Source organism: Deefgea piscis (assembly GCF_013284055.1).
Taxonomy (GTDB): domain Bacteria; phylum Pseudomonadota; class Gammaproteobacteria; order Burkholderiales; family Chitinibacteraceae; genus Deefgea; species Deefgea piscis.
Window position 1 is genome coordinate 1,250,841 of record NZ_CP054143.1, and the last position, 23,349, is coordinate 1,274,189.

The following is a 23,349-nucleotide window of genomic DNA, read 5'->3' on the forward strand; positions in this document are numbered from 1 at the left end:
ATGCGTTGCGGAGCGATTTTTTTGCGCTGACGATGTCGTTCACTGCAAAGTGGAATACAAAATGCCGCTCATTATTGCAATGAGCGGCATGGAATTTGACTCGCGAGTAACTAGTGATCGGGTTTGGTGTTGATTAGTGCGATTGCTGTTGTTTCCGGCGGCGTGCTGCCAGCAGGCCAGCCAAGCCAATGCCCATTAAGGCGTAGGTTTCTGGTTCAGGAACTGGGGCAACACTGAGATTGACGTTATCTAGATAAGTGCCATAGCTGTCGGATGTACCGGCGGCTTTAAATACTAAATAACTATAACCAGTGCCGCTACCAACTACATTGTGACTAAAAGTTTTCCAAGTATTGCTTGTCACCGTATTTGGGTGTAAATCGGCAATCATATTGCCTGCTGTTGCTGCCGCAAGAATGCTGGCGGTAGTTGCACCTGCACCTAGCGAGTTAATCCAAAATGCTTGTAAGCCATTGGTAGCGGCGGTGGTGTTTGGGCGGGCGGTAAAATCAAAATTTAAACTGTAATTTGTTCCGGCTGCTGTGCCGATCGATTGCGCCATGGCACTGTTTTTATGGCTGTCTAGCTCTACAAATTGAGCAAGATGGGATGCAGGACCAGTAACATTGCGTTGGATTTCAATTCCAGAGCCTGAGATGCTTTTCCAAACACCGCCAGTACCGACGCTGGAAAATACGTTCCAAGTTCCGTTCGGAACGACAGTTTCTTCAAAACTGCCATCTTGTACTAAATTGGCCTGCGCTAGAGCAGGTGCAGATAAAAGTAAAGCAATCAGAATGTTACGCATGGTGAGCTCCAGTGCAGGTCTAAGAAGTTGGTAATATTGCCGATCGCTTGTCAGCATTCAAGGCCGATAGTCATTCATGCCTTGTGCGTTATGAAGGTGGAGACTCTTCATGCTGACGGTATAGTTCACCAAGCTTACTTAGTTGTTTTGATGCCATTACTGGCGTATAGGTGCGGAAGTGATTTGCTGATTTGCTTGCCTGCCAAAATAATGCTTACGGAATGTGTTTAATTTGAAAGGTGGCTGGTTTAGAGCGAAGAAAATGATGGAGGCATGAATCAATGTCAGCTTTGGGTAGGTTATTGCTTTCTGATTAACGGCAGAAAATTAAAGTCGATCCAGCGGTTTTTTTTGTTGTCGATTCAAGGCGATATTAAAAAATCGCCAAATTTTGGCGAGCTTATTAGGTATAGCTCGCAGGGTCTTTAAATATAATATCTGCCGAGATATACCTTGATAGACGTTGCTTGAAAGCATTAGCGCCAATGCCACGCGATGCCAGTGGCGAGTGCCAGTAAATAAACCGGCCAGCTCAGCCCGAGTAAAAAGAACAGCAAGAGGGTTAAAACGACGCCAACACACCATGCGGGTACATTCTCGCTGAATGATGCGTTGGGCTTGGGCGAGCGGAAAAAATCGTCGATGCTTTGTGCGGTTTCGCTGGGCTGGGATGAGTCGGCGGCGTAGCGAATCGCATCGACTTGACCATTGGCGGCGTCGATTCTGGCTTGGCGTTCGGTTTCTGCCAGTACATATTGTTGGCCGCCGGCTTCCATCCATTCGGCCAAAATACTAAATTCGCCACCATCGAGCCATACACCATGCTCGCGGCATTCATCGACAATCACCGCGATGTGCCGGCTAAAGGCCCGGCGATTCATCATTTTATTGCAGGCAGGGCAAGGTTTGTAGCGCACGACTTCAGGTTTGATGCGCTCAATGATGATTTGGCGAATTCGCCCATGATTGATTTCGCGAACTTGCGCTGCCACATGATCGAGCACGATCGGCAATGCGCCGGGGGCAAAATGCAGCCCTTTACAACTGGGGCAATGGCCGACCGTGGTGTGTTGTGCGCCTAATTGCAGTAGTTGCAGATCACCACATTGATTGGGGCAAAGTAATTCACTGTGCTCAGCCAGTATTTTGAAATCGCGGATGGCCAGTAAATCAACGGCATTATATAAGCCGCAATAGCTGCAAACGAGTTGGTCAACGGGTAGTGCCGCGCCGCATCCGGTGCAATTCATGGTGTATTCCTGTAGTGCCAAGTGTACTTATTTTGGGCAGACTGTCTTAGATCGGTACGCCCAATTACAAAGGCGTGACCGCTTGGCGACTGCCAGCCATAATAGGCCATCACTTATTCTAGCGGAGTTTGTTATGCCGATGTCAACACTGCTTAAGCCCAGCATTCAACCTTTTTTTCCTCCACAACGTACCTTAATGGGGCCGGGGCCTTCTGATGTTTATCCTTCGGTATTGGCAGCTCAAGCCAAACCAACGCTAGGGCATTTAGATCCGGTGTTTGTTGGCATGATGGATGAAGTAAAGTCGTTGTTGCAGTATGCATTTCAAACTCAAAACGAAATGACTTTGGCGGTTTCTGCGCCGGGTTCGGCGGGGATGGAGGCGTGTTTTGTTAACTTGGTTGAGCCGGGCGAAAAAGTCATCGTTTGTCGCAATGGCGTATTTGGCGAACGAATGCGGCAAAACGTTGAGCGGGTCGGGGCGATTGCTGTTTTGGTTGATAGCGAATGGGGATTGCCGGTCGATCCCAATGCCGTAGAAGCCGCACTGCAGGCCAATCCAGATGCGAAGTTTTTGGCGTTTGTTCACGCTGAAACGTCAACCGGCGCACGATCCGATGCTCAAGCGCTGTGCGCTTTGGCCAAGCAATATGGCTGCTTGAGTATTGTGGATGCCGTCACGTCGCTCGGTGGGATTGAATTGCGCGTCGACGAATGGGGAATTGACGCGATTTATTCGGGCAGCCAAAAATGTCTATCCTGCGTGCCGGGCTTGTCACCACTGTCGTTTTCACCTGCCGCGGTCGAAAAACTTAAAGCGCGTAAAACGCCAGTACAAAGTTGGTTTCTCGATCAAACCTTGGTGATGGCCTACTGGGGAAATGGGGGCGGCAAGCGCAGCTATCACCATACCGCACCAGTGAATGCTTTATATGCTTTACACGAGTCTTTGCGTTTATTGGCCGAAGAAGGCTTAGAAGCCGCTTGGGCGCGGCACGCGGCCATGCATCTTGAATTGCGCGATGGTTTAGAAAAACTCGGTATTGAATTTGTCGTGCCGGAAAATGCGCGGTTGCCACAACTGAATGCGGTGTTTATTCCGGCTGGGGTAGATGATGCTGCGGTGCGGAGCCAGTTGCTGCAAGACTATAATTTAGAGATCGGCGCAGGTCTTGGCGCTTTGGCTGGAAAAGCATGGCGAATTGGTTTGATGGGCTATGCGGCGCGGCGTGAAAACATTGCTTTATTACTACAAGCATTGGGTCATGTTTTAGCCAAAAAATAAATTTGTGTTAGCCATGAATAAGGCACTGCAGATGATTTGCGGTGCTTTTTTTATTTGGCTGTTAATACGTCGTTTATGCAGAAAAAACGCAGCGAATCGTGGCTTCACACCGCGTATTTTTGGCGCGCGCCTTGATGGTAAATCGTGGTTGTTGGTGAATGGGAGGGCAAAAGCGTTAAAAATGCGCTTTGTTGCTTAAATCTGCGCATAAAATGAGCTTTGAGTTTCCCGTTGCTGAGCATGGACGCGTACCATGTCGAGCAATAAAGTGAATTGAGGTGTAACTGATGAGTACAAAACTATCTAAAGATGAAATGGCGGCGCTGGTTGAAGTGAGCCGTGGTTTGAAAAGTACCCGTTTAAGCCACGCGGTATTTAAAAATGTAAAAGCCCTTACTGGGCAAAAATTAGCCGCTTATGAGCGCAAAACCGGGATTTTGCAAATCACTGATTTGGGTAAACAAACTATTTTTATGACGCTGTGTATCGAGAGTTTGCGCCAATTAAAAATCAATCCAACGCTAAAAATTAACGGCGAAGCATTGGCGTTTTTATTGCGTAAAGGCCATGTTGAAACGCGTGAAGGCGAAGTCGGTCATTTCATCACCACCAAAGGTGAAGAGTCGCTAGCGGATATTGACTCGCAAAAATAAATTGCTCAGCACCAAAGCGCTTGGCGAGTGAGTCAGCTTTGCTGACGCCGCCAGAATAAGCGCTAAAATTTTTGCATCCGGCCCGCCGATAGCATGATGTTTATGCTGCGGCATGGCCAGAGTCGATTGCTGTTGGCTCGGCGCTCTGGGCTGCAGATTGGCCGCGCCCCAAGCGGTAAGCATCCCATGCTTTTTCATGGAAAAAATACGCTACGGTATTGACCATCGGCTCAATCAAAGCCAAAAAGCCCGCCATACCTAAACTGCCGGTAATCAAATACGCCACGCTAAATGCCACGGTAAAATGCACCATTGCAAAAGTAATCGTCTTCGCCATGATTGTATCCTGTTCGGTCAATGTGTTTGATATGCAAATGATAGTCGTTCTCATTTAAAATAAACAGTTGAATATTTGCACCAATTCCATAGCAAAAAACTATCAATGTGCTGGTGCTGATTTGCAAAGCAAGGTTAGATTTTGATGTACAAGGCGCTGATATCGCGATTAACAAATACGATTCGACGACGTTACTTATCGATAATTGGTAAATTTATAGTAAGAATGTAGAAATAAAGTATCAGCTTAGCCTAGATTGTCTGTGAAATTAGACAGCCAGCCAGCGAATCGAATTGAATCGGCAGCGATGCTTTACAATCAAAAAATGAGCACTTACTTCCCCTCTCTGATCGCTATTGTGAGTGATCGATTCTGGCCACAGCGATGAATTGGCCGGCGTTTGTATTATTCAGCTGCGCGATTTTTACGCTTGCATTGGCGCTATTGACTGCGCGGCGTAATGCATTTCCTGCAAAATTCTATTATGTTTGCATGCTGCTCGCTTCCGCATGGTGGAGTGGCGCAGCAGGGATGGAAAACTGGCAAACTGCGCCAGCAGATAAAATTCTATGGGCCAAACTCGCTTGGCTAGGCATCGTTACGGTGCCTTGCTATTGGACGCTATTTGTTTGGGCTTACGTCAAAGGCGATAATCGTCGCCCGACTTGGCTGGGCCAATTGGCGCTGTGGTTGATGCCGCTGCTGACTTGCTTGATTGCTTTTACCAATGATCAGCATCATTGGCTGTATGTGAGCACACTACCAGTGAGCGATGCACCGGGTGCCGCGATTCGCTATCTACATGGCCCATGGTTTTATTTATGCGCCTTGTACTTATACGGCTATATGACTTTGAGCATGTTGGTCATTATTAATGCCCTAGCGCGCGCCAATGCCTTGTATCGTCAGCATTATCTCGGGCTAGCCATCGCGATGGCGATTCCATGGCTGGCTAATGCCGCACATTTAACGGGCTTGGTTACGCTGTTTGATTTTGATCCGACCCCATTTAGTTTTTTAATCATGGGGGGGATTTTTTATTGGCTGATTACCCATCGGCAATGGTTTGATTTATTGCCGATCGCGCATGATGTGTTATTTGATGCCATCCCCGACGCCGTTTTGGTGATTAATGATCAGCAGCAAATCGCTAGATTGAATCACGCCGCGCGAGCGTTGCCGAATATGCCGGCCAATGCAATTGGTCTGCCGCTCAAACTATTGCCTTATTTCGGCAATTTATTACCGACTTTATGGGATCGTTTACTCCCGGTTGAGTTTGAGCTGCAATTGGACGATGCGTATTACGATTTGCGCTCGGTCACTATTTATTATTTGCAGCAGCCGATTGGCTTATTGCTGGTGCTGCGTAATATCACTCACCATAAACATAATCAGCTGGCTTTACAGCAGGCGTTGATTTCACTCGAAGCGCAACTGGAATCCAACGCGCAACTGCAGCAGCAGCTGCATCAAGCGGCGATTCTTGATCCATTGACCAATTTGCATAATCGGCGCTTTCTGGATGAAGTCACCCCTAGCTTACTCAGGCATAGCACGCAACAGCAGCAAACCATTAGCTTGGTGATGATCGATTTAGATCACTTTAAAACCATTAATGATCACTATGGGCATAGTGCAGGCGACGAAGTTTTACGGCATATGGCGCAATTATTACGCCGCTATAGCCGGCAAACTGATCTGCTATTTCGTTTGGGCGGCGAGGAGTTTTTAGTTATTTTTCCAGATACCAGCGCCGCGCAAGCCTTGCGACTGACTGAAGTTTGGCGTGAACAATTACTCGCTCAGCCTGCTTTAGTGCATGGCACACCAATGCCGGTGACTTTCTCGGCAGGGATTGTCGAGGTTGCTTATGCCAGCAATACCTTTGATACCGCCATCGCTTATGCTGATATGGCCTTGTATCGGGCCAAAGATGCCGGTCGCAATCGCAGTGAATTGGCTAGCCCTAAAAATAAAATCGCCATTCAGCCTTTGAGCACTCCGGTAATGTTTGACTAACACTTGCAATTAGCCGTCAACAGGGTGAAGGTTTGAACCTAATCACTCACTCCTTGGGGTAAAACATGCTAAAAAACACTCGCCATAGCTATGGCAAAGTAGCTCGTCTATTGCATTGGCTCTGTGCCATCGCGGTGATTACGGCCTTGGCGTGTATTGAGCTGAAAGGCTATTTTCCCAAAGGTGATCCGTGGCGAGATTACTTAAAAATGGTGCATATTCAAGCGGGTATTATGGTTTTTTTGTTGGTGATTCCGCGCTTTATTTGGCGCACCGCCAATCGCTCGCCGCAGATTACGCCCAGCCCAGCACCCTTGATTATGAAAGCCGCGGATTTAACGCACTGGGTTTTATATGCGCTGATGTTTTGCATGCCGATTTTGGGCGTAGCCTTTATTCAAGGCTTTGGTAAGCCGGTAGATTTTTTCGGCTGGATTTTGCCAACGTTGTTCACCATGACCCCAGAAACCGCCAAAGACGTGAAAGACGTGCATGAATTTTTGGGTAATACGCTGTTGTGGTTAGTGATATTGCACGTCGGCGCTGGGTTGTGGCATCAACGCATTATTAAAGACGATACGATGAGTCGAATGATAGGGCCGATTCGGCGCGATGATGAGTGATGGTCTTGTTTAGATGATGTGTTGATGGTGTGCCTGCGGCACGATTGTTTACAGTCGCAGTCCGCGACGGGGACCCTCTTTTCTTTGTCTCGCCAAAGAAAAGAGGGGAAAAGAAAGGCGACCCGAGCGCGCCCAGCTCCGCTGTTCCCTCGATCGATCGTGAGCCAAACGATAAATCTGTTTGTCTCCCTCCTCACTCGGTGCGCTTGGACGGGTTTTTAAGCCCCAGACCAACGAGCGCGGCACGGCATTAAACCTAATCTAATCCCCGCAATTTGAATGGGTATTGCCATCTAGGCTTTATTTTTAAAAATCTACCTAGCAATACCCATAGTTTGTATGATTTTCCCGATGCCAAAAGCATGACTCGTGCTCGACGGCGCAACGCCTTCGTTTATACTCTTTGGCTTTCCTCTTTTGATCGACTTCACGATGAACAGCCAAGACTTAGAGAATATCAACGTCACTTCGTTTGACGCGATGCCCTCACCCGAAGAATTACATGCCCGTTTACCGCTTTCTGAATCCGCCGCCCAAGTGGTGGATGCTGGCCGTGAAGCCTTAAAAAACATTCTGGATCGACAAGATGATCGACTGATTGTGGTGGTTGGTCCTTGCTCGATTCATGATCCCGTTGCCGGTTTAGAATACGCGCGCCGTTTGAAAGCACTGCAAGCCGAAGTCAAAGACAGCTTATTGCTAGTGATGCGGGTTTATTTTGAAAAACCACGTACCACCACCGGTTGGAAAGGCTATATCAACGATCCATTTATGGATGATTCATTCCAAGTGGATTTGGGTATGGAAAAAGCGCGGCGCTTTTTGCTCGACGTATGCGAGCTAGGTTTGCCGACCGCCACCGAAGCGCTCGATCCAATCTCGCCACAATATTTGGGCGATTTAATTGCCTGGACGGCGATTGGCGCGCGCACCACCGAATCGCAAACGCATCGTGAAATGTCATCCGGCCTATCCACGCCAGTGGGTTTTAAAAATGGTACCGATGGCGATATTAGCATTGCGATTAATGCGATTTTATCTGCTTCGCACCCGCATTCATTCTTGGGTTTGAACGGCCAAGGCCGAGTATCGATTGTGCGCACGCGCGGCAATCAATACGGGCATGTGGTGCTGCGTGGCGGTGATGGTCGACCCAACTACGACACCGTATCGGTGGCGATGGCCGAGCAAGCGCTGAAAAAAGCTAAATTACCGTGCAATATCATCGTCGATTGCTCGCATGCCAATAGCTATAAAAAGCCGGAATTACAGCCACTAGTGATGAATGACGTGATTAATCAAGTCGTCAACGGTAGCCAAGCTTTGGTGGGTGTGATGATCGAGTCGAACTTGGTCGTTGGCAATCAAAAAATCCCCGCAGATTTATCGCAATTGATTTACGGCTGCTCGGTCACCGATGGTTGTATTGATTGGGCCAGTACCGAAAGTATGTTGCGCGATGCCGCGCAACGCTTGGCGGCCGCCAAAGCCGCTCGCGCTTAAGCCAATAAGCTGGGGCTTAAGCCAATAAGCTGGGGCTTTATCGCCTCAGCTTATGCTCATCTGGCCATCTGTTGATGGTGATCTAACTTTGGGTGGTTCGTTGGGTAATTTGTCAGCCGTTTGCAGATTGAATTGCCTGGTTATTGGTCGCACAATGGTTCAATCCAAATTAAAGGTGAGCCCCGATGACTGACGCAACTGCTACACACTGCAGTGAAATTTATCTGGATGCGAATGCCACCACGCCGATTTTGCCTGCGGCGCAAGCGGCGATGATTCGGGTACTTAGCGATAATTTTGGCAATCCGGGCAGCCCACACGGGGCAGGGATTCGCGCGCGCATTGAGCTCGATCGTGCCCGCGCTGCCGTTGCTGAGGTGCTGCATGTGCCTGTGGATGGTTTGATTTTTACTTCCGGCGCCACCGAAGGCATTCAAACCGCGGTGCTGTCGGCGCTGCATCCGCAGCGTGGTGCGGCGTTGGTGCGGGTGTTATACGGAGCCACTGAGCATAAAGCCGTTCCCGAGGCGCTGGCGCATTGGGGCGAAATTTTGGGCCTCACGCTGGAATTGCTGCCGATTCCGGTTGATCAACAAGGTCGACATGATTTGTCTTGGCTGGCTGAAAACGCCGAGGGCGCCGCCTTGGTGTGTACCATGGCGGCCAATAATGAAACCGGTGCCATTAGCGATTTAGACGGCATTGCCCGTGTGCTCGATGCGCTGCCAGTGCGGCCCTTATGGTTGGTCGATGGCGTGCAGGCTTTGGGCAAATTGGCCGTCGATTGGCTGGGCTTGCGAATTGATTATGCGCCGTTCTCGGGGCATAAATTACACGCGCCCAAGGGCATCGGCTTGCTGTATGTGCGCGCCGGCGCGCCGTTTACGCGGCTATTGGCGGGCGGTGGGCAAGAGGGCAATGCACGCTGTGGCACTGAAAACTTACCCGGCATTGCCGCTTTAGGTGCGGTTTGCGAAGCGATATTGGCTGGGCAGTGGCAAGCGGGCGCGCTGAATGCGGCGCAGCAACGGCTGAAAGCCGCGCTGCAACAAGCCTTTCCGCAACTGGTGATCAATAGCCCTAGCCAGCATTGTTTACCCACGACGATTAATTTTTCTTTACTCGGCATCCCCAGCAAATGCTTGCTTGATCTATTTGATGCGCTGGGTTTACGGCTCAGTGCCGGCTCGGCTTGCAATAGCAAAAACGCCAAACCGAGCTTTGTGTTAATGGCGATGGGCTTAGGGGAAGAGCGCGCATCGAGCGCGATTCGGATGTCGATCTCACCGAACGTTTGTGCCGCTGATATCGACGCCGCCGTTGAGCGAATTGCCCTCGCCGGACAAATACTGCAAACCCATCTGAACGATATGCTGCAGCTGGAGCAAGTGGCATTACCCGACGAAGACCTTGAGCTCTCGAGTCGCTACGCCGTCACCGCCGAGCAATTACCCGCGTGGATCGCCGCGCACCCTGCTGGTGTCTTGCTGGATATTCGTGAGCAATGGGAACAAGCCGCGTGTTGCCCATCGCTGGGTCTGGCCATTACCGCTCAGCCATTAAGCCAATTGGCCACTTGGCTAGGCCAAATCGAGCTTGATCGCCCGCTATTACTTGCCTGCCGCAGTGGCCGGCGCAGCGGGCAACTCCTCAGCCTAATGCGCGGCAAAGGCTATACGCAAATTTGGCATTTGGCCGATGGTCTGGCTGGATTGCCGATGCCAAGTGCTGCCGACTAATTAGGTATTGCCATCTAGATATTATATAAATTGATCTATGTGGCAATACCTCAGTTATTTGCTTAGGCTATTTGCTGCTGGGTGGCGCAATGAATGCCACCACCGCCGGCGGCAATGGCATCGATATTCAGTTGAATCACATCTCGGTTAGGAAATAAATCGCGCAGCGTATCGCGGGTATTGCGATCGGTTTTGCTATCGCCAAATTGCGGGCAAATCACGGCGTGATTGCAAACATAAAAATTAATATAACCGGCAGTAAATTCATCATTACTAAACTGCTGGCGAATTGAATTGGGCCCTGGTAGTTCGATCACTTCCAGTTTGCGGCCTTTGGCATCGGTGGCGGCGCGTAATATTTTTAAATGCCGCCGTGTGACCGCGTAATCGTAGGAATCAGGGTCATGATCGATATGCGCTACAACCACACCGGGCTCGGTAAAGCGGGCATAAAAATCGGTATGGCCGTCGGTAATATCGCGGCCCGCAATGCCGGGTAACCAGATGATTTTGCTGAGCCCAAGCAAACGCTTTAGCTCGGTTTCGATGTGGGCTTTGCTCACGCCCGGATTGCGATTGGCATTGATTACGCAGCTTTCGGTGATGATGGCGCTACCGTCGCCATCGACCTCAATTGCGCCGCCTTCCAGCACCAAACGCGTGGCTAAAGCGGTGACTGCGGTACTGTGAATCATCATTGCTGCAACGCGTGCGTCTCGAGCATGACTTTGTTTATTGCCCCAGCCATTAAAATGAAAATCAATCGCGCCAATTTGGTGCTGCTGATTTTTAACAAACACCGCGCCGGTATCGCGAATCCACAAATCATCAATTTCTTGCACGATCAGCTGCACACTACTGCCGCATTGCTGCGCGGCGATATCGTAATCTGCCGCTCGCACCAGCATATTGACCGGTTCAAATTGCGCAATGGTTTTGGCAATGCTGGCTAAATTGGCGCGTGCGCCATGCATTAGTCGCGGCCCCCAAATTGCCGCTTGTGGACCATACGCCATCCACGTTGCACGATGCGCCGCGGCTTCATCTGGCATGGTCCAGACGGTGTCACTATTGGCGTGGGCCACGCTGGGCAGTGAAATCCCCGCGCCAAGCAGTAAGCTGCTACCGGCGGCACCGAGCGTGTGTTTTAAAAAACGGCGACGTGGATGCATTGGGTTTCCTTTGGGTGGCTGTGAAGGTATAGCGCATTGTTACGCTATTTATTGATGAAGAAAAATGATATTTTTAGCGCTAATTTATCAATATTTCTCATCAGTCATGGCCAAACTACCGTCATTTAAATTATTAATGGGTTTTGAAGCCGCCGCTCGATTGGGTAGCTTTTCGCGGGCTGCCGATGAATTGTGCTTATCGCAATCGGCAATTAGTCATCAAATTTTGCAATTAGAAACGCAGCTAGCGCAGCCCTTGTTTTTACGCGTTGGTCGTGGCGTTGAGCTCACTGTTGCGGGCGAGGTGTTGCTGCGCAGCGTGCAGCGTTCGCTCTCGGTGCTGGCTGGGGGTTTAGCGCAAATTGACACCTATCTTGACCCCGGACTGGTGGTGATTGTTGCACCAGCGGCATTGCTACAAGGTTGGTTACAGCCTCGATTGGCCGCGCTACAAGCGGCGATTCCCGAGCTATGTTTGGTGCTATCGGTGGATGAGTCGGCGCGGTATATCGACGAGGTTGACGTTGATTTACTGATTAGCCAGCGGCCGTTACAGCAAGCGGGAGTACAAGATCACACTTGGCTCAGCGATGAATGGGTGGCCGTGGTTAGCCCGCAGCGCATGCCTGAATTACAAGCACTGCCAGTTCATCAGCATCATCAAGTGATTGGTCTGATTTCATTAGAGGCCGATTTTCAAAACGATGGCCCAAGCCATCAGTTTCGTCAGCAATTGGCTGCTTTTCGCCGGCGGCGAATTTATGACGATGTGCGTTTGCAGCTGGATGCCGTTTGCCGAGGTGATGGCATGGCCTATGTGTTACGGCGGCAAGCCAGTGAGTATTTGCAAACTGGGCAATTACTCATTTTGCCGGACTATCCGCGTTTAGCCGCCGCACCGTGGATTTTATCTAGCGTTGCTGGCGCACCGCGTGCTGAGATTGTGCGCCAAGTGCGGGATTTTTTGCTGCAAGCAGGTGAGCTTGAGGCCACGTAGGTGGTGTTTGCTGACATAAAACTTGCGATTATTTCTGGTTTTGGTAATCATAGCGCTGCACCGCGTTTTTTAAGCGTGGGCTTTGCATGATGCTGTGCGCCAATTTGGAGCTTACCTATGTTTCTTCGTGCCATCGTTCTCAGCGTCTGTGTGCTGCTTCCCCTTGGTTTGGTACAGGCGCAAGATCTCACCACGATACCGGTGCATTTTGCTAAAGGGCAATCGAGCACGGTGTTAAAGGGGCAGATTAAAGGCTATCAATACATCGATTACACCTTGAATGCCAAAGCAGGGCAAAGGCTCACGGCGGTGTATAGCAGTCGCCAGCTCAGTAGTTATTTCAATATTTTGCCACCGGGTTCATCAGACGAAGCCTTATTTGTCGGCGCAAGCGCCGGCAATACCTATCGTGGGATATTGCCTGCGAGCGGCGAATATAAGCTGCGGGTTTATATCATGCGCAATGCCGCACGGCGTAATGAAACCGCGAAATTCACTCTTAAAGTCGCCATCGACACGCCGCCAGCGTCCGATGCCAAAGTCAGTGGCACGCCTTACCATGCCACCGGCACGATACCTTGCGTTGCTGGGCAAAGCCGAGAATGCCAATTTGGCGTAGTGCGACAAGGGCAGGGCTCGGCGGAGGTGACGATACAACTTGCGCAGGGGCAACGCGTTATTCGTTTTGACCATGGTACTGCAACGGGCTATACGGCAACGCCGATGTCGCATGGCGACTTTAGTCAGCAAAAGCAAAAAGACGTCAGTCATATCCAAATTGGTGCGGAGCAATACGAAATTCCTGATGCCGTGATTTATGGCGGCTAATCTATAGAGGTATCGATTAATCGTGTTCGGTGGCTCGCTAAGCGTGTAGCTCCGAGTTGGCTTGGGATGATTGTGGCGGATTTGGCCGGGAGTCAAAAAATGCGTCTGATCTTGGGTGTCTTGTTGTTTAGTTTGAGTTTAAGCTGCTCGGCACAAAAATTGCGCTTGCTGGCCGCAGAATATCCACCCTATACCTCGCAGGCCATGCCCACGCAAGGGGCATTGATTGAGGTGGTACAAAAAACCCTTGCACCGCGCTATCAGTTAGAGATTGTCTTTGTGCCGTGGGCGCGGGCGCTCAATGAATTAAAAGCCAATCGTGCCGACGGCATTATCGGGGTGTGGCCCAATAGCTATGTGGATCGGGGCTTTCGGGCGTCGAGCCCGATTTTTATCAGCAAACTGGGCTTTTATGTGCCCACCGCGCAGCGAGTGCCACTATTAGATTTAACTCAATTGCGGGGGCGGCTTGCGGGTGGGGTCCGCAATTATGGCTATCCAACGACGCTGTATAAAACCGGCGTACGCATCGATGCCGCTCACGATGATCTGAGCAATTTAAAAAAACTCGCGATTGGGCGGATATCGCTAGCGATTTTAGAAAAAGCCGTTGGCGAATATTTGCTGACTCAGCCTGAATTAGCCCCGATTGCCGACAAAGTGAGCTGGCAAGAGCCCGCCTTTGCTGAGGCGGCGCTGAGCATTGCGTTTGCGCCAAAAGCCAGCGCGGCACTGGCCGCATTTGAAACCGCGCTACGCCAGCTCACTCTATCGGGTGAACTCAAACAAATCGCCAACCGCTACCAAATCGACCTACCTGCAGATAGCAGCGCCGCCCCCTAGTGCTTGCCAGCCGCCATGCAATCGCGTTCAATACGCGTTTTTTTGCAGGCTAGGCCATGACTGTCGCATCACCGTGTATTCAGCAATGCAAACTTGATTCGGCTGGCCAATATTGCCTTGGCTGCCGCCGCAGCTTGGACGAAATCAAAGCTTGGTCGAGCAGCAGCGACGCTGCCAAACACGCCGTTTGGCAACGCCTGGCTCGCTTGCCGCCTAGCGCGCCAGCAAACTCAACGAACTCAACGAACTAAGCCGGGCAATATTGCGCCAAGAGCTCAGGGTTGCTCACCAAAGGATTGCCGCTGCCTTGTAGCCCGACAATGCGTTTGTCGCGTTTGATCTCCCACGCATCCACCGGATAGGTTTTGGCCCAAGCGCACATTAGTTGGCGATCTTGGCGGCTGAGATTGAGCTGGTATTGCTGGTGCATATACAAAGTAATTCGCGCGGCGCGGCCGCGCACTTCTTCGCGGGGCTGAACTTTTTTGGCTTTAAAATCCACAATCGTTTGGCAACTGCCATACATAGGCGGTGGATTACGCGTCCACGCGCTAAAGGCGTAATTGCTGCGATCGCCATTCACCTCGCCCACCGCTGGCACCAAATTGACTAAATCACCCTCGGCAATTTGATAGATAACATCATTTGCGCTGCAATTTTTGCGCCCGCCGTTTTTCCAGCATTGGCGTTGATGACCAATCACCCACGCCGGTACCACATGCTCCCATTCCAAGCGGCGCGCCCGTTCGGCATTTTTACGCGGCTGATAATTACAACTGGCCCAGTCGATTACTTTGCCGGAGTATTGGCAGCCACAGTAGAAATCCTCTTCCATACCGGCAAATACCCTCGGTAATACCTTTTTGGCCTGCTGAAAATCCCGATGCCCGACCGGGTTTTGCCGAGTCGCCATCACGACGTTTTCGGTATTAAGCGGCGCTAAATCGCCCGCTGGTGGTGGCGTGGGTGAAGTCAGCGCTGCCAAACCTTGCTCGGCCCAATCGCCAATTTGCTGCACACCCGAGCTATTAAAAAATTGCTTAATTTGCTCCGTCGCCTGCGTCACGCAGCCGGATAAAGTGAGCGTGAGCACGCCGCCAAGCGCCAAGGAAATCATGCGGCGCGAATTTAAATAAGACATGGGGAATCGATCAAAGAAGAGAGAAAAACAATTGAAGCAGTGGCAATACCGCATGGATTCAATCAAACCGTCGACAGTATAAAATCGTCGTCAGAAATCAACTAGGGTATTCGTAAGATTTGCCCTAGGTAATAAGTACGATGCGCCGCATGAACTAGATCGTGTGATGACTCGCAACCTGTTGAGCAACTTGTCATGTTCTTGTCATTAAGCTGACTTAATATCGCAATCCATCATCAATTCTTTTGCGGGTTTGGCATGTTGAAGTTTTCGCTCATCACTTTATTGCTCGCTGGTGCTGCCCATGCGGCGCCGTTCTTTGAAATGCAGCAGGTCGATCATCCGGCGATTGCTTCGATTGAGCGCTACACCTTGCAAAGCCCCAGCAAAGAAAACATTGCTTATCACGGCGAATTTGCCAGCGCTTTTGCCCAAGGATTTAGCTTTGCGCCGGGCTCGGGTTTGGGATTTAAAAAAATGGATCGCGACGGCACTGTGTATTTTTGGGCCACTGGCGATCGTGGCCCCAATGGGGATGCGCCTAAAGTGCAAGTGGGCGATAAAAAACGCGAAGCCAAATTCTTTTTGGCCCCCGATTACGCACCGCGCTTTGCCGAAATCAAAGTTCGCCGCCAGCGTTCTGCCGATGTGATCTTAAGCAAGCCGTATTTAATTGATGGCCAAGTGGCTAGCGGCCTGCCGTTGCCGCAAGGCCGCGTTGGCGCTACGGGCGAAGTGGCACTCAGCGACACCCTGAAAACGCTAGACGCCAGCCCACGCGGTATTGATCCCGAAGGCATTGTCGCCGGCAAAAAAGGCCAATTGTGGGTGGTGGATGAATACGGCCCATTTTTGCTGCAAGTCGATGCCGCCAGCGGCAAAGTGTTAAAGCAACTCGCCCCCGGCGCGGGCTTGCCTGATGTGCTTAAACATCGCCAAGCCAATCGCGGCTTTGAAGCCGTTGCCTTCACCCCGAATGGCAAAGTGTATGCCATGCTGCAATCGACGCTGAATATCGACGGCGAAACCAAATCTAGCGCCCAATTTATCCGCTTGGTTGAGTTTGACCCAAGCAGCGGCGCAACGCGCACCTTGGCCTACCCATTGGATGTCGACGCGTACAAAAAAACCGGCGACGCCAAAATTGGCGATCTGGTCGCCATCGACAACACGCATTTTGCCTTGATTGAGCAAGGCAAAGGCAAAGATAAACAGCTGCGCAATGTGCTGTATGTGATTGATATCGCCGGTGCCGATACGCTGGCGCCCATCGCTGGCAAAGAGCCGGAATACGCCAGCAAAGCCGATTTAGCCAATGTCAAAATGATTCGCAAACAACGCGTACTCGATTTGCGTGAGCTGGGCTGGCAAGCCGAAAAAGCCGAAGGCCTCGCCCTATATAACGGCGGCCTCGCCATCATGAACGACAACGACTTTGGCCTAAAAACCGAACTCGCCAGCGGCAAAGACGTCGATGATGTCGTCATCGACAACGGCCAACTCCCCAACAACGAACGCCTCGTCGTTAAACCGAGCAACGAAGCGACTGAGCTGTGGCTACTCAACCTGAAACAACCCTTGAGCCACTACTACCCAAAGTAAACATATCGCCGACTACCCTCCAAGCTTTGCCCCGCAGATGCGGGGCTTTTTTTATGGGTATTGCTGGCTAGTTATTGATAATTATTATCTGCAGATATATACCTCGATAAAAAAGCTTGGCAGTAGGGCGGCTTAGCCACAGGCGTAACCCGCCAACCCGCTTACGGTGTTACATCGCATAAGCCGATTAAGATTTTTTGTAATTATTTGGTCAAAACTGCGTAAAATCTCGGCAAACGAATCCGAGTCTACTCATGCCTAATTCACTGCACTCCAAAATCGCTCAACGTCAGTCTGGTATCTTGCTGTATGGCATTACGCCGCCCAAGGCCAATAACACGCCGGAAAAAATCGCCGAGATTGCCGCGCTGCAAATTGAGCGCATTGCGCCGCTGGGCTTGGATGGCTTGGTGTTGTATGACATTCAAGACGAGGCCGATCGCACGGATGCCACGCGGCCGTTTCCGTTTATGGCGACGCTTGATCCGCTGGTGTATAGCCGGGATTACCTTGCGGCTTTAGACATGGCCAAAATTGTGTACCGCTGCGTGGGTAAGTATGCGCCTGCGCAATTTGGCGCTGATTTGCTGGCGATGAACGATGGGGTGTCGGTGTTTGTTGGCGCGGCCTCTCGCCAGCAGCAGGTGTCGCTCACCGTGGCCCAAGCCTACGCGCTGCGCCGCGAGGTGAATCCCCATTTGCTAGTCGGTGGCGTGGCGATTCCGGAGCGGCACTTGGTCAAAAACGACGAGCATTTGCGCGTGGCGCACAAGGTGACTGAGGGCTGCTCTTTCTTTGTGACGCAATGCGTTTACAACGTTGAAGCGGCCAAGAATTTTCTGTCGGATTACTACTACGCTTGCCAACAAACTGGCACGGCGATGGTGCCGATTATTTTCACCATTACGCCATGCGGCTCGGTGAAAACGCTGGAATTTATGAAATGGCTAGGGATTAGCATTCCTAAATGGCTAGAGAACGATTTGATTCATTCGGGTGATATTTTGGCTAAATCACTGGATGTATGTAAGGGTATATTCGCAGAGCTGTTGCAATACGCTAGCGAGAAGGGAATACCTGTAGGTTGCAATATTGAGAGCGTCGCCATTCGTAAAGACGAAATCGAAGCCTCATTGCAATTGGTGCGTGATGTGCAGCAGATGTTTGTAGCCAATCAGGCGTAAGCGCCCGAGGGATTCGGCTTTTGGTTTATCTATTTTGCCGCTGCCTAAAAAATCACCCAAAACCTCGCATTCGCGAGGTTTTTTTATGGGTATTGCTGGCTAAGTCTTGCTCAGCAACACCTGCAGTCAAATACATCGATGCAGTAGGGCGGCTTAGCCTTTAGGCGTAACCCGCCAATCCGATGCGGTAATCACTCATCGCAATCAGCGCGGGTCTCGACCCGCCCTACATGCCGGCATCCAATCAAACCCATTTTGGGTTCGATCATACCCAAAATGGGTACTTATACCGATGCGCTTTTTAGCAAAACTCAGCCGTGGGTGCTGGCGCTGCTGTTTGGCCAGCCGCAAAGCTCTTTCTATGCCAACGAAATCATCGCCTTGGCGGGCAGCGGTTCGGGCGCAGAGCCTCGCCCAGCGGCAAATGAATGCCGAGCATGCGCTGGGTATTTGTTGTTTTGGATCAGAAATTCTTGCTGAAGGCGTTGAATAAATTAATTATTTCTTGTTTTAGCTTACTTTTTGAGTCATCTTTCTGAGGTCGATATGGGAGTTTGCAATGAGCCAAATCAATCCAGTAGCAGCAAACAAGGTCGAGCTAGACCACGCGCAAAAACTCGCTCTAAACCAATATTTATTAGACGGTAAAGAGCTATTCCTTGGCCTGCCACAGAGCAATATGCCGATTCGCGCTCAGCTATTGCAGGTGATTGTCGGGCAAACGTTGCTGCTTCGGCCATTGATTAAGTCCGACCAACTCGATATCCGCGTTAAATTAAATTGCGCCGCCACCATCAGCGTTCGGCTGGCCGTGCCCAATGGCGTGCTGTGCTTTGAGACCAACCTGATCCCCCAACCGCAGCAGCCGCAATGGACGATCGGTTTGCAATGGCCAGAGCAGATGCGCATCGAACAAAGCCGCCACTTTTCGCGCGTGGCCTTGCATCAAGTGCTGCTGGTGGAGCGCACCGGCGATGTACGCCGCCGCGCCATGCTGCTGAATTTATCTGAACAAGGCATGCAAGTGGAATATCACGCCGCCTTGGGCATGATTGGCGATGAGCTACATGTGCTGCTGGAATTGCCCTTTGAGCAAGGCGCAATCTCGGTTGAAGCCAGTGCGATTATTCGCAGCAAATTCAGCGAAATCAGCGAAGACCATGTGCTGCATGGCTTGGAATTTTGCAATTTAACCGAAGCCGCCAATAACAACATTCAACGCTATATGCAGCAAAGATTAACCGCCCAAAACGACGCCGCGACGCCAGTTTAATTACGCCATTTGGGGCGCAAAGCCAGCGTTTCACCCCACAGTAGTATTCAAAAAAGCCTCGCAGTTGCGAGGCTTTTTTGTTGGTATCGCTGGCTAAGCATTGCTCAGCAACACCTGCCAGCAAATACATCGATACGTAGGGCGGGTTAGCCGCAGGCGTAACCCGCCAATCTGATGCTGGAGTCAGCTGTCGTTATTAGGGCGGGTTGATAAGCCCAACCCGCTCAATGCGAATCAAAGGGGGCAGAGTCGATTGATTCCACGGAAAACTAGAAATCAATCGACTCTGACCCCATTGATTTTTTAATAAAGCTAACACTTTCCCATCAAATAGCTGACGCTGAGTTTGCAAGTGGATATGATGCTGGCATCGGATGAACGGTAGGGCGTATTCGACGCGAAGCGGCAATACGCCAAATGGTGCCAAGGTAAACGTATTGTGTGAGTGTGATGGCAAGCGGCGTAATGTCTTCGGCGATTACGCCCTACTGCGGTACACAGTTTCGCGGCGTACCAATGTCGCTTTGTTGAATACATTTAATTAAACAAGAAAAAACAATCATGATCTTCGAAGATAATTCAATACGAATTGATTACGATGGCTCCGGTGAAAAAATAAAAGCCCATCAAATGAATGCTAAATTAGTAGCGGACAGCATCTCCGCCATGAATTTTATTATTGATGAATCATATAAAGAAATTAGAAAGATTTACCATGCTGAATTAGATGCCGAGGTATTTATTGACGGTGGTTTTGGGGAGGGCTCACTATGGTGGCTACTTCGCATTCTCGGCCAAGGGGAGAATGTACAGGGCAATTTGAGTTTTCAGTCAGTTTTCAAAAAAATTACTCAAGCTCTGAACAAAGTCATAGAGATAATGAAAAAAATATCTCCAAACAAAACAGAAATTGTTATTACACAGCAAGAAGAAGGCAACTACACAATAGAGGTGGATGGTAAAAGTGTTGTTCTTGATGAATTAGAAGCAGCCATTCTTTCGAACAAGAAAATTAGAGCTTCAATAAGTGACTTAGTTCGTCCTTTACTTGAGGAAGGCATTGACACATTAAACATATCACCTAGCCACTATGAAAATAGTGCAATCAAAATTAACAAGGAAGAGCGAGATAGCCTATTAATTGAAAGACAGTACAAAACATTGTTAGATGAAGGCACTGTGACAGGTAAATATTACATTGAAACACTATCCTACAATAAAAAGTCCCGCTGGAAAATCATTCCAAAAGATGAGCCCAGAAATGGATTCAACGTCTCAATAATTGATGAAATATTCTTGGCCAGTGTAGCAGCAAACAGAGAAAAATTTGCAAAAGATGATCTGCTGGATCTCCAATTACATTGGAAAAAGGAGAAAACATCATTCTCTGGAAAGATAAAAACTACTTACACAGTCACAACTGTATTTGATCACATATCAGTTGATACAAGTCTTCAGGAAGAATTATTGTGATAGAATTTTTGGCAATAATTAGCGTCGTCGCAATAATATACCTTTACCCAGTAATAAAATTACTCATATCAACAAAAAAAATAAAACTAACATTTATCGACAAGAATGGAAACAAGAACAGCACAACCATTCGCCTAGAAAAAACCGATGAGATCTGGGACTTAATTCGAGAAAACAAAAAATGGGTGGATCAATGACCACATCCACCCAAAAGAACAAAGACATCAAGGCACGTGATGTTGCGATAAGTGGTGCCATCACTGGATTTGTCACAAAAATAATGATTGATGCAGGCAAAGGAATCTCTCAGGATACTAGCCTACATTATTTATTTACAGATCAGGGCATAGCACTAATTTCAGCTTTATTAACACTTCTTCTCGCGGTAGCTCTTTCATGGATTGGTTTTTGCGTTGACACTTATATGATCAAAGAAAAGCTCACTAAAAAAATACAATTACTAAAAATAATGCATGATCAAGCTGACGACAAAACCACTAAAGACAAGATTCAAAAGCAAATAAGCAAGTTGCTAGAAAACTCTGCAAAAGAAATTTTTGAAAAATAATTATCATTCTTGAATCAAAGGGGTCAGAGTCGATTGATTCCACGGAAAACTAGAAATCAATCGACTCTGACCCCATTGATTTTTTGACAAAAAGATCAGTACGGGTTAACGCCCATTCCAAATGGCTTGAAATCATGAGAAAAATCATAAACAAGATAATCAACCGATGGCTTGTTCTTTCAACAAGAAAGAATGGTTATTTTATGGCAGCAAATTCTCTCTTTGGTATAGCAATAATACTAATTCCATTTGCGCATGAATCATTTCAGGAGCTAATAGCAAAGATAATAATCGAAATCGCCTGCTCTAATTGGAACTTTGCTTGCGAAATCAAGCCAATCGTTAACAATTCGCAGCAGATATATGTTCTCATTGGGATAATTAGCTGTATCCTAACAGGGCTATATTTATATCACAAAGGCCAGACCCCCCCAAAAAATAAGCCCAACAAGAGAATAACCCCCCAAATTGACCCCATTGGCAGCAATAATAACGTTAAATTATTCTCGTATTGTGGATCAATATTGCATATCAACAATATTGAAGTGGTTGTAACTTCTGAGAATCAATGGCTAAACATAGGAACAGGGGAGTCAATGTCTTCTAGAATTAGGATATTATCCTCAGAGAAAGACGAGAAAGGGCAAACCATAATTTGTCACATTGAAAAAGAAATTAACTATTGGAAAAAAAATAAAGGAATTGGGCCCTACCAAACAGGTGAAACCATTGAAATCAAAGCTGCAAAGAATACAGATGCTTACGCCCGAGGAGTAAGACATACAATTCATGCAGTCGCCCTGAAAAAATGCTCAGAAACTGGAGAAAAAAAGATATCCGAGACAACAAATAAAAAAATAATTGATAAATGTTTGAAATTCTGCGAAGCGAATAACATTTCATCAATATTTATACCTATATTTGGGCTTGGCGCAGGAGAAATTGACGAGGAATTGGCTATTCCAGCAACAATAAACCCGATTATTAACGGCATGAAAGAGTACAGCAATAATCTGGATGTATATTTTGGAACCTACAGAGAGGGCGATGCAGAAAAGGTCAAAATGTACCTTGAAGATAATCTATGAATAACGCAATCGGCTATGCATGTGGCACATTTGATTTACTTCACAAAGGCCACATAAGTTTTCTCGCAAACTGTAAAAAAAAATGTTCCGTACTATTAGTTTTTGTAGATTCTGACACCAAGGTCAAGTTACGAAAAGGAATAGGAAGACCAATTGAATGCGAGAGTACAAGAATAAACAAATTAAAAAAAACAGGACTTGCAGATGCAATTTTCTTAAAAGAAGATTGCACTATAGAAATCTATGAAAAAATAAAATTTAATATTTACTTTCACGCCAACGACAGGAGAATCAATGAAGACCTTAAAAAACACCTGCAAAACAACAATGTCGAGATAGTAACCCTGCAATATAGCTATGAAATTTCAACATCCTCACTAATTATGGATTCGTAAAAAGACAGGGGCATGATCTCCACATCATAAATTAGATTGCCATTATATAACGAAACCAAAGTTTGATTAGGATAAGCAGATTCTAGCTGGATTTGAGACTGCAACTTATCTTTTATGTAAACATTATGGATTATATAGTCACACTTCAAATACCGAACAACCATATTTGTAATTATTCTGTCATCACATCTAATGTCTTTTCTCTTCTTTATCGAAAGATCTCTTCTTGCCAGCAAAGACAAATACTCACTTCTAATTAACTCACCCTTGACTTGATTGTAAAGAGCAAGTCCGGATCTTGTCCTCAGATCTAATCCATTATCAGTTAATCTAATTCTTGCACGAACCACGGCTAGCTCTTCATTTGGCCATTTAAATTGCGCCCATTCAAAAGCACTCATTGCACCTGAAGACAATCCATCAGTTACAAAGTAAATACCCCAGCCTAGCCAATCATCTTCATTCTTTGATGAAATAAAGCCATCTTTTAAGATTTTTATCGAGTTGCTTAAAGAAGTACCATGATAAACAACTAGTTCTTTACTAGGCAGCACTAGAGTCACAC

Annotated in this window: 24 protein-coding genes; 18 read left to right on the top strand and 6 right to left on the bottom strand. The window is 48.4% G+C overall.

The window, feature by feature from the left end:
- Positions 1-133: 133 nt before the first annotated feature.
- Together HQN60_RS06090 and HQN60_RS06095 are read right to left on the bottom strand one after the other, a co-directional pair.
- The gene (locus HQN60_RS06090) at positions 134-808 is read right to left on the bottom strand and encodes a PEP-CTERM sorting domain-containing protein (protein WP_173532812.1); all 675 of its coding nucleotides are present in this window, start codon (positions 806-808) and stop codon (positions 134-136) included.
- Positions 809-1,284: 476 nt separating this feature from the next.
- Complete coding sequence (locus HQN60_RS06095) at positions 1,285-2,058, bottom strand: TFIIB-type zinc ribbon-containing protein (protein WP_173532813.1); 774 nt, start codon at positions 2,056-2,058, stop codon at positions 1,285-1,287.
- Between the two features lie 133 nt (positions 2,059-2,191).
- Here HQN60_RS06095 and HQN60_RS06100 point away from each other — a divergent pair, with 133 nt between their 5' ends.
- Positions 2,192-3,343, top strand: a complete 1,152-nt coding sequence (locus HQN60_RS06100) for a pyridoxal-phosphate-dependent aminotransferase family protein (protein WP_217390268.1) — start codon at positions 2,192-2,194, stop codon at positions 3,341-3,343.
- Positions 3,344-3,630: 287 nt separating this feature from the next.
- Positions 3,631-3,996 (top strand): hypothetical protein, encoded by a 366-nt coding sequence (locus HQN60_RS06105; protein WP_173532814.1) that lies wholly within the window; start codon positions 3,631-3,633, stop codon positions 3,994-3,996.
- Positions 3,997-4,096: 100 nt separating this feature from the next.
- Here the strand turns inward: HQN60_RS06105 and HQN60_RS06110 are convergent, their stop codons facing one another.
- A complete protein-coding gene (locus tag HQN60_RS06110) occupies positions 4,097-4,333 on the bottom strand; it encodes a DUF2061 domain-containing protein (RefSeq protein WP_173532815.1) in 237 nt (78 codons plus the stop codon).
- Positions 4,334-4,717: 384 nt separating this feature from the next.
- On the opposite strand from HQN60_RS06110, the gene HQN60_RS06115 reads away from it, so the two are divergent.
- The 4 genes from HQN60_RS06115 to HQN60_RS06130 all read left to right on the top strand — a co-directional run bounded on the left by HQN60_RS06115 (position 4,718) and on the right by HQN60_RS06130 (position 10,220).
- The gene (locus HQN60_RS06115; RefSeq protein WP_173532816.1) at positions 4,718-6,355 is read left to right on the top strand and encodes a histidine kinase N-terminal 7TM domain-containing protein; all 1,638 of its coding nucleotides are present in this window, start codon (positions 4,718-4,720) and stop codon (positions 6,353-6,355) included.
- A gap of 65 nt (positions 6,356-6,420) precedes the next feature.
- The gene (locus HQN60_RS06120; RefSeq protein WP_173532817.1) at positions 6,421-6,978 is read left to right on the top strand and encodes a cytochrome b; all 558 of its coding nucleotides are present in this window, start codon (positions 6,421-6,423) and stop codon (positions 6,976-6,978) included.
- Positions 6,979-7,410: 432 nt separating this feature from the next.
- The gene (locus HQN60_RS06125; RefSeq protein WP_173532818.1) at positions 7,411-8,481 is read left to right on the top strand and encodes a 3-deoxy-7-phosphoheptulonate synthase; all 1,071 of its coding nucleotides are present in this window, start codon (positions 7,411-7,413) and stop codon (positions 8,479-8,481) included.
- A gap of 185 nt (positions 8,482-8,666) precedes the next feature.
- Positions 8,667-10,220, top strand: a complete 1,554-nt coding sequence (locus tag HQN60_RS06130) for an aminotransferase class V-fold PLP-dependent enzyme (protein ID WP_173532819.1) — start codon at positions 8,667-8,669, stop codon at positions 10,218-10,220.
- A gap of 62 nt (positions 10,221-10,282) precedes the next feature.
- On the opposite strand, the gene HQN60_RS06135 is transcribed toward HQN60_RS06130, so the two are convergent.
- Positions 10,283-11,392: an agmatine deiminase family protein gene (locus tag HQN60_RS06135; protein WP_173532820.1), complete on the bottom strand. Its 1,110-nt coding sequence runs from the start codon at positions 11,390-11,392 to the stop codon at positions 10,283-10,285.
- Between the two features lie 64 nt (positions 11,393-11,456).
- On the opposite strand from HQN60_RS06135, the gene HQN60_RS06140 reads away from it, so the two are divergent.
- The 4 genes from HQN60_RS06140 to HQN60_RS06155 all read left to right on the top strand — a co-directional run bounded on the left by HQN60_RS06140 (position 11,457) and on the right by HQN60_RS06155 (position 14,311).
- Entirely contained in the window at positions 11,457-12,389 is a 933-nt protein-coding gene (locus HQN60_RS06140) for a LysR family transcriptional regulator (RefSeq protein WP_217390270.1), read from the top strand.
- A gap of 117 nt (positions 12,390-12,506) precedes the next feature.
- Entirely contained in the window at positions 12,507-13,217 is a 711-nt protein-coding gene (locus HQN60_RS06145; protein WP_173532821.1) for a hypothetical protein, read from the top strand.
- A gap of 99 nt (positions 13,218-13,316) precedes the next feature.
- Entirely contained in the window at positions 13,317-14,060 is a 744-nt protein-coding gene (locus tag HQN60_RS06150; protein WP_173532822.1) for a substrate-binding periplasmic protein, read from the top strand.
- A gap of 56 nt (positions 14,061-14,116) precedes the next feature.
- Positions 14,117-14,311 (top strand): DUF1289 domain-containing protein, encoded by a 195-nt coding sequence (locus HQN60_RS06155; protein ID WP_173532823.1) that lies wholly within the window; start codon positions 14,117-14,119, stop codon positions 14,309-14,311.
- On the opposite strand, the gene HQN60_RS06160 is transcribed toward HQN60_RS06155, so the two are convergent.
- The gene (locus HQN60_RS06160; RefSeq protein WP_254456685.1) at positions 14,308-15,201 is read right to left on the bottom strand and encodes an endonuclease; all 894 of its coding nucleotides are present in this window, start codon (positions 15,199-15,201) and stop codon (positions 14,308-14,310) included. The two genes, HQN60_RS06155 and HQN60_RS06160, sit on opposite strands and share 4 nt — an antisense overlap.
- Positions 15,202-15,459: 258 nt before the next feature.
- Between HQN60_RS06160 and HQN60_RS06165 the strand changes: the two genes are divergently transcribed.
- From HQN60_RS06165 to HQN60_RS06195, 8 genes are all read left to right on the top strand, one after another.
- Complete coding sequence (locus HQN60_RS06165) at positions 15,460-16,803, top strand: esterase-like activity of phytase family protein (protein WP_173532824.1); 1,344 nt, start codon at positions 15,460-15,462, stop codon at positions 16,801-16,803.
- A gap of 254 nt (positions 16,804-17,057) precedes the next feature.
- Positions 17,058-17,987, top strand: coding sequence for a methylenetetrahydrofolate reductase (locus HQN60_RS06170; protein ID WP_173532825.1), 930 nt, complete (start codon positions 17,058-17,060; stop codon positions 17,985-17,987).
- A 361-nt stretch (positions 17,988-18,348) separates the two neighbouring features.
- On the top strand, positions 18,349-18,480 hold the full coding sequence (locus HQN60_RS16305; protein WP_256435145.1) for a hypothetical protein: 132 nt from the start codon (positions 18,349-18,351) through the stop codon (positions 18,478-18,480).
- A 66-nt stretch (positions 18,481-18,546) separates the two neighbouring features.
- On the top strand, positions 18,547-19,260 hold the full coding sequence (locus HQN60_RS06175) for a PilZ domain-containing protein (RefSeq protein WP_173532826.1): 714 nt from the start codon (positions 18,547-18,549) through the stop codon (positions 19,258-19,260).
- A 561-nt stretch (positions 19,261-19,821) separates the two neighbouring features.
- Positions 19,822-20,733, top strand: a complete 912-nt coding sequence (locus tag HQN60_RS06180; protein ID WP_173532827.1) for an LAPAL motif-containing putative phage structural protein — start codon at positions 19,822-19,824, stop codon at positions 20,731-20,733.
- Positions 20,734-20,926: 193 nt separating this feature from the next.
- On the top strand, positions 20,927-21,301 hold the full coding sequence (locus tag HQN60_RS06185) for a hypothetical protein (protein ID WP_173532828.1): 375 nt from the start codon (positions 20,927-20,929) through the stop codon (positions 21,299-21,301).
- A 134-nt stretch (positions 21,302-21,435) separates the two neighbouring features.
- Positions 21,436-22,389 carry a macro domain-containing protein gene (locus HQN60_RS06190; protein ID WP_173532829.1) on the top strand — a complete coding sequence of 318 codons (954 nt, stop codon included), beginning with the start codon at positions 21,436-21,438 and terminating at the stop codon, positions 22,387-22,389.
- Positions 22,386-22,784: an adenylyltransferase/cytidyltransferase family protein gene (locus tag HQN60_RS06195; protein WP_173532830.1), complete on the top strand. Its 399-nt coding sequence runs from the start codon at positions 22,386-22,388 to the stop codon at positions 22,782-22,784. The genes HQN60_RS06190 and HQN60_RS06195 overlap by 4 nt, the downstream gene beginning before the upstream one ends.
- Here the strand turns inward: HQN60_RS06195 and HQN60_RS06200 are convergent.
- Entirely contained in the window at positions 22,745-23,347 is a 603-nt protein-coding gene (locus HQN60_RS06200; protein ID WP_173532831.1) for a hypothetical protein, read from the bottom strand. The genes HQN60_RS06195 and HQN60_RS06200 overlap by 40 nt on opposite strands.
- Positions 23,348-23,349: the final 2 nt, after the last annotated feature.